Origin of the sequence: Allorhizobium borbori (genome assembly GCF_014196535.1) — a bacterium.
Classification (GTDB): domain Bacteria; phylum Pseudomonadota; class Alphaproteobacteria; order Rhizobiales; family Rhizobiaceae; genus Ectorhizobium; species Ectorhizobium borbori.
Genome location: NZ_JACIDU010000009.1, coordinates 133,432 through 145,283 on the forward strand (window position 1 = coordinate 133,432; position 11,852 = coordinate 145,283).

15 protein-coding genes are annotated in these 11,852 nt (G+C 61.9%); 5 read left to right on the forward strand and 10 right to left on the reverse strand.

The window, feature by feature from the left end; all coding sequences use genetic code 11:
* Window positions 1-58: 58 nt before the first annotated feature.
* Entirely contained in the window at window positions 59-748 is a 690-nt protein-coding gene (locus tag GGQ66_RS12580; RefSeq protein WP_183793006.1) for an outer membrane lipoprotein carrier protein LolA, read from the forward strand.
* Between the two features lie 78 nt (window positions 749-826).
* On the forward strand, window positions 827-1,630 hold the full coding sequence (locus tag GGQ66_RS12585) for an exodeoxyribonuclease III (RefSeq protein WP_183793007.1): 804 nt from the start codon (window positions 827-829) through the stop codon (window positions 1,628-1,630).
* 10 nt (window positions 1,631-1,640) lie between these two features.
* Here GGQ66_RS12585 and GGQ66_RS12590 read toward each other — a convergent pair whose 3' ends face one another.
* The gene (locus GGQ66_RS12590) at window positions 1,641-2,087 is read right to left on the reverse strand and encodes a cyclic nucleotide-binding domain-containing protein (protein WP_183793009.1); all 447 of its coding nucleotides are present in this window, start codon (window positions 2,085-2,087) and stop codon (window positions 1,641-1,643) included.
* Between the two features lie 171 nt (window positions 2,088-2,258).
* Window positions 2,259-2,942, reverse strand: coding sequence for a response regulator transcription factor (locus GGQ66_RS12595; protein ID WP_183793011.1), 684 nt, complete (start codon window positions 2,940-2,942; stop codon window positions 2,259-2,261).
* A 151-nt stretch (window positions 2,943-3,093) separates the two neighbouring features.
* Here GGQ66_RS12595 and GGQ66_RS12600 point away from each other — a divergent pair, with 151 nt between their 5' ends.
* Window positions 3,094-3,645 carry a L,D-transpeptidase family protein gene (locus GGQ66_RS12600; RefSeq protein ID WP_183793139.1) on the forward strand — a complete coding sequence of 184 codons (552 nt, stop codon included), beginning with the start codon at window positions 3,094-3,096 and terminating at the stop codon, window positions 3,643-3,645.
* Between the two features lie 89 nt (window positions 3,646-3,734).
* The gene (locus GGQ66_RS12605) at window positions 3,735-3,920 is read left to right on the forward strand and encodes a hypothetical protein (protein ID WP_183793013.1); all 186 of its coding nucleotides are present in this window, start codon (window positions 3,735-3,737) and stop codon (window positions 3,918-3,920) included.
* 94 nt (window positions 3,921-4,014) lie between these two features.
* Here the strand turns inward: GGQ66_RS12605 and leuC are convergent, their stop codons facing one another.
* From leuC to ffh, 8 genes are all read right to left on the reverse strand, one after another.
* Window positions 4,015-5,424, reverse strand: a complete 1,410-nt coding sequence (leuC, locus tag GGQ66_RS12610) for a 3-isopropylmalate dehydratase large subunit (protein WP_183793015.1) — start codon at window positions 5,422-5,424, stop codon at window positions 4,015-4,017.
* 309 nt (window positions 5,425-5,733) lie between these two features.
* Entirely contained in the window at window positions 5,734-6,261 is a 528-nt protein-coding gene (gene rplS / locus GGQ66_RS12615) for a 50S ribosomal protein L19 (RefSeq protein WP_183793016.1), read from the reverse strand.
* A gap of 183 nt (window positions 6,262-6,444) precedes the next feature.
* Window positions 6,445-6,810, reverse strand: coding sequence for a DUF4260 domain-containing protein (locus GGQ66_RS12620; protein ID WP_183793018.1), 366 nt, complete (start codon window positions 6,808-6,810; stop codon window positions 6,445-6,447).
* Complete coding sequence (trmD, locus tag GGQ66_RS12625; RefSeq protein ID WP_183793020.1) at window positions 6,807-7,508, reverse strand: tRNA (guanosine(37)-N1)-methyltransferase TrmD; 702 nt, start codon at window positions 7,506-7,508, stop codon at window positions 6,807-6,809. Before trmD ends, GGQ66_RS12620 begins: the two co-directional genes overlap by 4 nt.
* Complete coding sequence (gene rimM / locus GGQ66_RS12630; RefSeq protein WP_183793022.1) at window positions 7,505-8,065, reverse strand: ribosome maturation factor RimM; 561 nt, start codon at window positions 8,063-8,065, stop codon at window positions 7,505-7,507. Before rimM ends, trmD begins: the two co-directional genes overlap by 4 nt.
* Before the next feature lie 170 nt (window positions 8,066-8,235).
* Window positions 8,236-8,595, reverse strand: a complete 360-nt coding sequence (rpsP, locus tag GGQ66_RS12635; RefSeq protein WP_183793024.1) for a 30S ribosomal protein S16 — start codon at window positions 8,593-8,595, stop codon at window positions 8,236-8,238.
* A 53-nt stretch (window positions 8,596-8,648) separates the two neighbouring features.
* Entirely contained in the window at window positions 8,649-8,960 is a 312-nt protein-coding gene (locus tag GGQ66_RS12640; RefSeq protein ID WP_183793026.1) for a chorismate mutase, read from the reverse strand.
* A gap of 12 nt (window positions 8,961-8,972) precedes the next feature.
* Complete coding sequence (gene ffh, locus GGQ66_RS12645; protein ID WP_183793028.1) at window positions 8,973-10,535, reverse strand: signal recognition particle protein; 1,563 nt, start codon at window positions 10,533-10,535, stop codon at window positions 8,973-8,975.
* A gap of 316 nt (window positions 10,536-10,851) precedes the next feature.
* Between ffh and GGQ66_RS12650 the strand changes: the two genes are divergently transcribed.
* Window positions 10,852-11,841 (forward strand): MBL fold metallo-hydrolase, encoded by a 990-nt coding sequence (locus GGQ66_RS12650; RefSeq protein WP_183793030.1) that lies wholly within the window; start codon window positions 10,852-10,854, stop codon window positions 11,839-11,841.
* The last annotated feature ends 11 nt before the right edge of the window (window positions 11,842-11,852 follow it).

Genomic DNA, 11,852 nt, shown 5'->3' on the forward strand with positions numbered 1-11,852 from the left:
GTCGGGCCGTCACGAAGACGCCGCGTTTTGCTTCCAAAAGGAGGCAAAGGAGACAGGAATGACTGAAAAGACTCGATTTACGGCAGCATCCGGCGCGTCCTCTTCCCCGTTTGCGGATCAGGTCGCGACCCGGCGCACGCTGCTGGGATTGATGGCGGGTGCCGCAGCGGCAGGCCTCATGCCGGCAGTTGCCAGCGCGCAGACTGCGGACCCGGGCGCCGCCCAGAAAATCGCCGATCATTTCTCCTCGGTGAAAAGCATGATGGGCGAGTTCATGCAGTTCAGCCCGCGCGGCGAGCAGACCAGCGGCAAGTTCTTCATCCAACGCCCCGGCAAGCTGCGCTTCAACTATGACGACCCCTCGCCCATCCGCGTCATCGCCGATGGTTCGAACGTGGTGATCGGCAATCTCAAGCTGAAGACCTGGGATATCTATCCGCTCTCCAAGACGCCGCTCAGCCTGCTTCTGGCCGACCGGATCGACCTGCAGCACCAGATGGTGCGCGACGTCCAGCAGAGCGCCGACCTCACCACGATCGTCATGGGCGACAAGTCGATCTTCGGCGACCAGACGATTACCCTGATGTTCGACCCCGCGACGAGCGACCTGCGCCAGTGGACGATCACCGACAATCAGGGCAAGGACACCTCGGTGATGATCTTCAACGTGAAGACCGGCGTGCACTTCGATGAGAAGGTTTTCACCATTCCCTACGACGACGTGCGCAGGCTGCCGGGCTCCCGGTAAGCGCCTTGCGCGGCCCGTGCTTGTTTGCGGGTCCGTCCTGTTCTAAAGCTCCGTCAAGCCAACATGACGGAGCTTTTCATGTCCCTGACGATCACCACCTGGAACATCAACTCGGTCCGGTTGCGCATGCCGATCGTGGAACAGTTCCTGACGCGTTATTCGCCGGACATTCTCTGCCTGCAGGAAACAAAGTGCCAGAACAGCGAGTTCCCCATGGAGCCGCTGAAGGCCCTCGGCTACGACCATATCCTCATCCACGGGCAGAAGGGTTATCACGGCGTGGCGCTTGTCTCGCGTCTGCCGCTTGCCGAGGACTACAGCACCGATTACTGCGGGGTGGGCGACAGCCGTCACATCTCAGCCATCTTCGAGAAGGGCGGCAAGCGCATTCGCCTGCATAACTTCTATGTGCCGGCCGGCGGTGACGAGCCGGACCGCGCCATCAACCCGAAATTCGGCCACAAGCTGGATTTTCTGGAAGAAATGAAGCTTCTCAAGGAGAATGCCGAACCCGGCGTTTCCTCCATTCTGGTCGGCGACCTGAACATCGCACCGCTTGAAAACGACGTCTGGTCGCATAAGCAGCTTCTGAAGATCGTCAGCCACACACCGGTCGAAACCGATGGCATGAAGGAAGTCATCGCCCGTGGCGCCTGGCTCGACCTGATGCGCCAGTACCGCCCGGAGCCGGAAAAGATCTATACGTGGTGGAGCTACCGCGCCAAGGACTGGGATGCCGCCGACCGTGGCCGTCGTCTGGACCATATCTGGTCATCCGCCGATCTTGGCCCGGCCCTGGAGGAAATTACGGTGCTGAGGGAAGCCCGAGGCTGGGACCGCCCGTCCGACCATGTGCCGGTGACGGCCCGCTTCGCGCTTTAAGAAGAGGCTGTCAGGCGAAGCGCGGCTGCATGGCCGTCGCTTCCTCGGCCAGCCGCGCGATATTCTCGCGAATGCGATCCTCAACGACGCGCGCCACCTGCGGATATTCCTCGATCAGGCGGCGAAACAGCGCCCGCGCGATGCGGATCACTTCCAGGTCGCCTTCAGCCACCGCCGTGAACTTGCGTTCGACGCGGGTAATCAGCGCCAGTTCGGAGAGAAGGGCGCCGGGCCCGGCAAAGCTCTCCGGTTCGCTGCTGCCGGAGGCGTAGATCGCCACGCGCCCGGCAATCACGATATAGGCGGATTCAGCCGGGGCACCTTCCTTGAACAGAACCTGGCCCGCACTCAGCACCTTCTTTTCCGCACCGAACGCGACAAGACGCAATGCGTCGCCGGAAAGGCTGGAAAAGACCGGTGCCTGTGAAAGCACGCTGATATCGTCGGCAAGCGCCATGAAAAACCCTCTGTCCAGACCGGTTCCGGCAGCAGCCGGAGAACCCTGCCCACGCAATCGCATCGGGAGAAACTAGAGCATTTCCGGCAAAAGTGCGACACGGTTCTGCGCCCCGACACAGGCAAAATTCGATCCGCCTCGTATTCCGCCTGCCTGCCCGGATGAAACCGCTCAGGGAATGATCTTGTAGCCGCCGTTTTCCGTCACGAGGATCTCGGCATTGGAGGGATCGCGCTCGATCTTCTGCCGCAGGCGATAGACATGCGTTTCCAGCGTGTGGGTGGTGACGCCGGAATTATAGCCCCACACCTCCTCCAGCAGCACGTCGCGGGTCACGACCTGCTGGCTGGCGCGATAGAGATAGCGGATGATCGCCGCCTCCTTTTCCGTCAGGCGGATCTTCTTGCCATCGGCGGTCGTCAACTGCTTCTGGCTGGGCTTGAAGATGTAGGGGCCAACGGTGAACGTCGCATCCTCGCTCTGTTCGTACTGGCGAAGCTGGGCGCGAATGCGCGCCAGAAGCACCGCGAAGCGGAAGGGCTTCGGCACGTAGTCATTGGCGCCGGCCTCAAGGCCCAGGATCGTATCGGAATCGGTATCGTGCCCGGTCAGCATGATGATCGGCGGTTTGAAACCGTTGCGACGCATAAGCTTCACCGCCTCGCGGCCGTCCATGTCCGGCAGCCCCACATCCATCACGGCGAGGTCGATCCGCCCTTCCTGCGCCACGTTCATGGCACTGGCGGCAGTGTCTGCCTCGATCAGTTCGAATTCGTCATAAAGCGAAAGCTGTTCAACCAGCGTTTCCCGGAGATCGTTGTCGTCATCTACCAGAAGAATCGTCCGAGCGGTCATGCGTTGCTTTCGCCTTTCTATCGTCTCATCGCTTGTACGCGATATCGGCACGCTTCAGAAGTCAAAAGCTTCAAGCCTGTGACGAGCGTGATATGATCGGTTGAGCCTGCGGGTGCAGACTTTTGTCACATTGGGAAGAATTGGGAAGAAAATGCGGCGCTTCAAGCCCTGTCACGGCGGGTTCATTCCAACGATCGTGGTGCGCCGCGCGCCGCGCAACCCGCAGAGAGCCATCGTTCAGGCCGGCACGCTGCGCCTCCCCGCCGCCATCGGACGATCGGGAATTTCCGCCTTCAAACGCGAGGGAGACGGCGCTACCCCCTGTGCTGCCATGAAAATCATGGGTGGATACCGGCGCGGCGAGCGGATTCGCACCGCGCCATCGTCGCTCGAATTGAAGCGGATTCGCGCCGACATGCTGTGGTGCGACGCACCGGGCGATGCCAATTACAACCGTCCGGTGACCGCCCCCTTCGGAAAAAGTCACGAAGAATTGATGCGGAGTGATGGCCTTTACGACATCATTCTCGTGATGGACTGGAATGTGACGTCCCGCAGGCAGGGACGCGGTTCCGCCATTTTCTTTCACCTCATTCGTCCAGGCTATGAACCGACGGCCGGGTGCGTGGCTGTTTCCCGGCGCGATATGCTGCGACTGCTGCCACACATCAACCCCAAAACTGTGGTTCGCGTACTGAAATAAGCGCGTCCGTGACATGGGCCTGAGACATGGGAACGAGTTTTAACGTTTTGCGTTTAATCTCCCCATCATGGCATCCACGGGAGGGAACCATGAAAGCATCGCCGGAACAGTTGAATCAGATGGAACGCTACATGATGAAGCTGCTGATGGGCATCATCGTGGTCACCGCCATCGCATCCGCCGTACCGCTTTACATGCTGCATGAGGCCGATACCCGCGCCCGCATGGCCGCCGCGCCGGTCGCGCAGCCCGAGAACACACCCGTGGTCCGGTAAGATCAAGGCCATCGAAAAGGAAGGCGGCGAAAGCCACCGCAACGAAAAAGGCCGGGCAAAATAGCCCGGCCTTTCGCATTTCAAGCCAGAAGGCTTACTTCCAGTCGCGGATGTCCACGAAGTGTCCGGCGATTGCTGCAGCCGCCGCCATAGCCGGCGACACCAGGTGCGTGCGGCCCTTGTAGCCCTGACGACCTTCGAAGTTGCGGTTCGAGGTCGAGGCGCAACGCTCGTAGGGCTTCAGGCGGTCGTCATTCATGGCCAGACACATGGAGCAGCCCGGTTCGCGCCATTCGAAGCCGGCTTCCTTGAAGATCTTGTCCAGACCTTCGGCTTCCGCCTGCTCCTTCACGAGGCCGGAGCCCGGAACGATCATGGCGTTGACGGTCGAAGCCACCTTCTTGCCTTCGACAACCGCGGCAGCGGCGCGCAGGTCCTCGATGCGACCGTTGGTGCAGGAGCCGATGAAGACGCGGTCGACGGTGATGTCGGTGATCTTCGTGCCCGGCTTCAGACCCATATAGTCCAGAGCACGCCACTTGGAGGTGCGCTTGTTCTCATCCTCGATCTCGTCCGGGTTAGGAACGACGCCATCGACCGAGATCACATCCTCGGGCGAGGAGCCCCAGGAAACGATCGGCGGCAGGTTGGCGGCATCGAGCACGACGACGCGGTCGAAGTGAGCGCCCTCGTCGGTCTTCAGCGTCTTCCAGTAGGCAATTGCCTGGGCCAGCGCCTCGCCCTTCGGCGCACGCGGCTTGGAGGCGATGTATTCGAAGGTCTTTTCATCCGGAGCGATGAGACCGGCGCGGGCGCCGCCTTCAATGGTCATGTTGCAGACCGTCATGCGTCCTTCCATCGACAGGGCTTCGATGGCTTCGCCGGCGAATTCGATGACGTGGCCGGTACCGCCAGCCGTGCCGATCTCGCCGATGATGGCAAGGATGATGTCCTTGGCCGTCACGCCTTCCGGCAGCTTGCCATCGACACGCACCAACATGTTCTTGGCCTTCTTCTGGATCAGCGTCTGGGTGGCCAGAACGTGTTCCACTTCGGACGTGCCGATGCCGTGCGCCAGAGAACCGAACGCACCGTGCGTGGAGGTGTGGCTGTCGCCGCACACGATGGTCATGCCCGGCAGGGTGAAGCCCTGTTCCGGACCGACGATGTGCACGATGCCCTGGCGCTTGTCGCGCTCGGAATAATACTCGACACCGAATTCATGGGCGTTCTGGGCGAGCGCCTCGACCTGAATGCGGCTTTCCTCGTTCTTGATGCCGTTGACGCGATCCGGCGTCGTCGGCACGTTGTGGTCGACCACAGCCAGCGTGCGGGCCGGTGCGTGCACCGTGCGGCCCGTCATGCGCAGGCCCTCGAAGGCCTGCGGGCTCGTCACTTCGTGAACGAGGTGACGGTCGATGTAGAGAAGACAGGTGCCGTCTTCCTGGCGGTCGACGACGTGGTCGTCCCAGATCTTGTCGTAAAGGGTACGCGGTGCGCTCATGGTTCACATCCGTCCGAAAGTTTTGAAATTTTGAAAACAGGAAAAGGCCGGTACGCCGGCGAGCCCAAATCAGGGAAGTCGGGCGAATAGGGCGCCGGAAAATTGCGCATAGAAGCGGGCTGGCAGGCGCTTGTGATCCTGCAGCACGACAATCCTGTGATCTGCGCAACCGAATTTGGATTCCATGGGCGCCTCATTACCAGCTTTTCAGCCGGGCGGCAAGAAAGGCGCAACAAACCGATGTGCTGCACCGCAACGAAAAAAGGCGACCCGAAGGCCGCCTTTCCGAACCCGTAAAGGGTGAAAGTCTTATTCGCTCTTTGCTTCTGCAGCAGCGGCTTCTGCGGCGGCAGCGGCTTCGGCAGCAGCCTTTTCAGCGGCCAGAGCCTGGGCAGCGGCGATCTTTTCAGCTTCGACGCGGGCCTTTTCAGCGGCAACGGCGGCGCGCTCGGCTTCGTTGAGCTTGCGGGCGCGGGTACCGGTGTTCTCGACGATACGAGCCGACTTGCCGCGACGATCGCGCAGGTAGTAGAGCTTGGCACGGCGGACCTTACCGCGGCGGACAATTTCAACGCCTTCGACCAGCGGGGAGTAGACCGGGAACACGCGCTCGACGCCTTCGCCATAGGAGATCTTGCGAACGGTGAAGCTTTCGTTGATGCCCGAACCAGAACGCGCGATGACGACGCCTTCATAGGCCTGAACGCGGGTACGGTTGCCTTCCGTCACCTTCACGTTGACGCGGACGGTATCGCCCGGGGAGAATTCCGGCAGGGTGCGCTGGGCTTCGATCTTTGCAGCCTGTTCAGCTTCGAGCTGCTTGATGATGTTGGTCATAGGTCTAACCTCTAGGTTTTTCTCGAACAGCCAGAACGCTCGCGTCATTCCCTTGATATCCGCGGGAATGCGCCGAAGAGGCGGGAGCGGAGAGCTAGATCTTTGTTTGTGGCAGACGGGCGTACCCGCATTTCCGGGTGCGCAATACACCATCGCTCCCGGGGAATCAACAGGCAGGGCTGCTCAAAAGCCCGATTTCGCCTTGCCGATGGGGCCGAGATGCGTATCGGTGAAGGCGCTTTCATATTTCAGGCCGTAACCCAGCGCCCGGTCGAGACCAATGTGGAACGTCCAGATCAGCGCAATCGGAAGCGTCAGCTCCCAACCGCCGAACAGCCCGACGGCGAGCAGCACGGCAACGCCGATAAAGCTATGCGCGGCATTATAGCCCCAGGCGCCGATTTTCGGCCCAAAGAGATAGGCGAGAAGGGCAATGTCCGGTGCCAGCACGAGCAGGAAGAACAGCTTCCAGCTTGCACCTGTCACCCAATAGCCGCCGAGAGCAGCAAGCGCGATGGCGAGGCTCTCGAGTTTCAGCAGAAGGCTCATGATCTGTTCCGGAGATAGCGTTGCCAAAGATCGGGTCGGCGTGTTCGCGTCAGTTCCTCGGCCTGTTCCCGCCGCCATTTTTCAATGGCCGCGTGGTTGCCGGAGGTCAGTACCGCCGGAATGTCGCGATCCTCGAAAGCCTGCGGGCGGGTATAATGGGGGTGCTCCAGCAGGTCGCCCTCGAAGCTTTCATGGACGCCGGAGAGCGCATTGCCCATGACGCCCGGCAGGATGCGCACCAAGGCATCGAGTAACGTCAGCGCCGCCGGTTCGCCGCCGGACAGTACGTAATCGCCGATGGAGACCTCCTCCAGCCCACGCGCCTCGATGACGCGCTGATCGACCCCTTCGAACCGGCCGCACACGATGAGGCAGCCCTCTCCGTCAGCCAGCTCGCGGACACGGGTCTGCGTCAGCGGACGTCCGCGCGGACTCATCAGCAGTTTCGGGCGGGTATCGCCTTCAGGCGCCGCCGCATCGATAGCAGCTGCCAGAATATCGGGCTTCAGCACCATGCCGGCGCCACCACCGGCGGGCGTATCGTCCACCGTGCGATGACGGTCGGCGGCAAAATCGCGGATCTGCACGGCCTCCAGCGACCAGTCGCCCCGCTCCAGCGCCTTACCGGATAAAGAATATTGCAGATGCCCCGGAAACATCTCCGGGTAGAGCGTCAGGACCGTGGCGCGAAACGTCATGGTTTCGGCTGGCCCGGTTTCAGCGTCTTGTCGTCGTCGTTGTCGACAAGACCGGCCGCCATGGGATCGATCAGGATCTTGCCGCCATCGAGGTCGATTTCAAGAACCGCGGCCTCGGAAAAGGGAATAAGAACGGGGCGCTTGCCCGGTCCCTTGAGTTCGAGAAGGTCGCCCGCGCCGAAGTCATAGACGGCACTGACATTACCGTAGCTCTTGCCTTCGGCATCGACGGCTTCAAGCCCCTCGAGATCGGTATAATAGAACTCGTCGTCTTCCAGTTCATCGTCCGGCAGGTTTGCGCGCTCCACATAGAGTTCGAGCCCGTTGAGCGCCTCGGCCGCATTGCGGTCGTTGACGCCGCGGAAGCGGACGATGACGACATTCTTGCCCTCACGCACTTCCAGCACCTCGAAGGTGCGGCCATCGCTGGAGTGGAGGTGACCGTAATCGCCGATGGCCATGGGATCGTCGGTGAAGGAACGCACGCGCACTTCACCGCGCAGGCCCTGGGCCGCGCCGATGACAGCGAGCAGGATAGGGTTTTCGAGTTTCGACATGAGAGCCTCCCTGACCCGCCTTTATTAGAGCAGTTCCCGCCAAAGTGCGAACCGGTTTTGCGCCGAATTCGATGCAAAACAATAAATCGCGAGCGATGGGCCAGTTTGAAAAACGGAAAACGGGCGGCGTGGTATCACGCCGCCCGCTGAACGGAATCGGACGATCCCGGTTATTCTGCGGCAGCAGCGGCTTCTTCAGCCTTCTGGGCCTTTTCAGCGGCGCGCTCGATGGCCTTCTTGCCCGGCTTGCCCTTTTCCAGGTTGCTCTTGGCTTCGCGCTTGGCGAGACCGGCCTGGTCGAGGAAGCGCAGAACGCGGTCGGTCGGCTGAGCGCCGTTGCCGAGCCAATGCTTGATGCGGTCGACGTTCAGTTCAACGCGCTTTTCGTTGTCCTTGCCAAGCATCGGGTTCCAGGAACCGAGCTTTTCGATGAAGCGGCCATCGCGCGGCGAACGGGCGTCGGCAACGACGATCTGGTAGTACGGACGCTTCTTGGAACCGCCACGGGCGAGACGAATCTTGAGGGACATGGGTTTACTCCTTTAGGTGTTTTCTGTGTTCGGTTTCCGCCTTTTGGGCGGTGTTACTTGGCTTCGCCTACGTGTTCGGCGGCGATGGCTTCATGGTGGCGGATCACTTCCTTGATGATGAAATTCAGGAACTTTTCCGCGAAATCGGGATCGAGATTGGCATCCTTGGCCAGGCGGCGCAGCCGCTCGATCTGGTATTCCTCCCGCGCCGGATCGGCCGGCGGCAGGCTATGCTTGGCCTTGAGAACCCCAACGGCCTGGGTGCAACGAAACCGCTCGGCCAGCATGTGGACCAGCGCCGCGTCGATATTGTCGATGGACTGGCGGTAGCCCGAAAGCTGCGCGCGGATTTCAGGATCGATCATGGTCTCCTCCCCTCACTTCTTCTTCGGGAAGCCCGGCAGACCGGGAAGGCCACCGAGACCCGGAAGCTTTGCGCCGCCCAGGCCCGGAAGACCGCCAAGACCGCTCGGCAGCCCCGCGCCAGGCTTCGTCAGGCCGGAGGCTTCCGCCTGCTTGGCCAGCGCCTCGAGCTGCTTGGGGTCCATGTTCGACAGATCGGGCATGCCGCCGCCAAGGCCACCAAGGCCCATCTTGCCGGCAAGGCCGCCCATCATCTGCTTCATCATGCCGCCTTTGCCCTTGCCGCCCATCATCTTCATCATGTCGGCCATGCCGCGATGCATCTTGAGCAGCTTGTTGATTTCGGCGGCATCCGTTCCGGAACCGCTGGCGATGCGCTTCTTGCGGGAATGCTTGAGCAGATCGGGGTTGGCACGCTCTTCCTTCGTCATCGAAGAGATGATGGCGAGCTGGCGGCGGAACAGCTTGTCGTCCAGACCGGCGGCGGCCATCTTGTCCTTCATGCCGGCCATGCCGGGCATAAGCCCCATGATGCCGCCCATGCCACCCATCTTCTGCATCTGGCGAAGCTGGTCGGCGAGGTCGTTCAGGTCGAACTTGCCCTTGGCCATGCGCGCGGCCATGGCCGCGGCCTTTTCGGCGTCGATGTTTTCCGCGGCCTTTTCGACCAGCGAAACGATGTCGCCCATGCCAAGGATACGGTCGGCGATCCGGCGCGGGTGGAACTCCTCGAGTTCGCCCATCTTTTCGCCGACACCGATGAGCTTGATCGGCTTGCCGGTGACGGCGCGCATCGAAAGGGCGGCGCCGCCACGGCCATCGCCGTCCATGCGGGTCAGGACGAGGCCGGTGATGCCGATGCGCTCATCGAAGGAGCGGGCAAGGTTCACGGCATCCTGACCGGTCAGCGAGTCCGCGACCAACAGGATTTCATGCGGGTTCGAGCGGCGCTTGATCTCGGCCATCTCGGCCATCAGCGGCTCGTCGATATGCGTACGGCCGGCGGTATCGAGGATCACCACGTCGTAACCACCGAGCTTGGCGGCCTGCACGGCGCGGGCGGAAATATCGGTGGGCGACTGGCCCGCGATGATCGGCAGCGTTTCGACGCCGGTCTGGCTGCCGAGCTGGCGAAGCTGTTCCTGCGCGGCGGGGCGGCGCGTATCGAGCGAGGCCATCAGGACCTTCTTGCGCTCGCGTTCCGTCAGCCGCTTGGCGATCTTCGCCGTCGTCGTCGTTTTACCCGAGCCCTGAAGACCGACCATCATGATGACGACAGGCGCCGGTGCATTGAGGTCGATGACCTCGCCTTCGGCACCCAGCGTCGCGATGAGTTCGTCGTGAACGATCTTGACGACCATCTGGCCGGGCTTGATCGATTTCAGAACTTCCGCGCCAACGGCCTTTTCGCGCACGCGATCCGTAAAGCCGCGCACGACCTCCAGCGCCACGTCCGCTTCGAGCAGCGCGCGACGCACCTCGCGCAGTGCCGCCGAGACATCCGCCTCGGAGAGCGCACCGCGGCCGGTCAGTCCATTCAGAATGGAGCCAAGACGGTCCTGGAGGCTTTCAAACATTGGTTCTTCCTTCTCGCTTCCGGTGGTGCCCGAAAAGCTTGGGTCTCAGGCCGACAGTTACAAGACGCATAAGCCAAAAAGCACCCGAGGGCGCAACGCGCTGTCGGGTGTTGACCTCCGGAATCCTGTTCCGGTCGGCGGCTCCAAGTCTTGTCACTTGTCAGCAGATCGACGGGCTTAAACAACAAGAGCGCGCAAAAGTCAACCGCAGGGCCGGAAAAGCACGTTTTCGGTCGGCAAGACCGTTGCCGGACGCCCGTCGCGACCATATCTCAACGGTCAGAGCAAGAACAGGCGGGCAGGGAGAAGACCCGACATGGCGAGGAACCCCTATTACGGCGGACCGACGAGCGACCATTTCAACGGTACCCGGTTCTTCAATCCCGATGGCATAGAGCCGCTGGGGTTCAGGGAACTCTTGCGCTGGAACTTCGGGGAAAGTCGCGCCCGCTGGCCGAAACGACTGGAGTTGGCAATGCCGGCCCGGCCCGCGCAAAAGGTTTCCGGCAGCGATCTGCGCGTCACCATGATCGGCCATGCCTCCATGCTCATCCAGGTGGCGGACCTCAACATTCTGGTCGACCCCGTCTGGTCGGAGCGTGCCAGCCCGCTTTCCTTCGCCGGCCCGAAACGGGTGATCGAACCCGGCATCGAATTCGACCACCTGCCGCCGGTCGATGTCGTCATCGTCACCCACAATCATTATGACCATCTCGATCTCGCGACGCTGAAGCGGTTGTGCGAGGCCTTCAACCCGTTGATCCTGACCCCGCTCGGCAATGACACGATCATCCGTCTTGCCGCACCCGATGCCCGCATCGTGCCGCTCGACTGGGGGGAAAGCTGGGACGTGGAAGGTGTCACCTTCACCGCCGAACCCTGCCACCACTGGTCTGCGCGCGGCCTGCGCGATCGCTCGATGGCGCTGTGGGCTGCCTTCGTCATCGAAACCCCGGCGGGCCGCATCTATCACATAGGCGACACCGGGTTTCATGGCGGCCGCAACTACCGGGCGCTCGCCGAAAAATACGGCGACTTCCGTCTCGCCATCCTGCCGATCGGCGCCTATGAGCCGCGCTGGTTCATGGAGGCCCAGCACCAGAACCCGGCAGAGGCCGTGGAAGGCTTCCGCCTCATCAATGCGGCGCACGCCATCGGCCATCATTTCGGCACGTTCCAGCTCACCAACGAGCCCATCGGCGCCCCGGTCGATCACCTGGCCGAAGCGCTTCTTGCCGCCGAAATCGAAAGCACCCGCTTTCGCCCGCTCGGCGCGGGCCAGATGTTCGATGTTCCCGACCGCTGACCCCGTGCTCT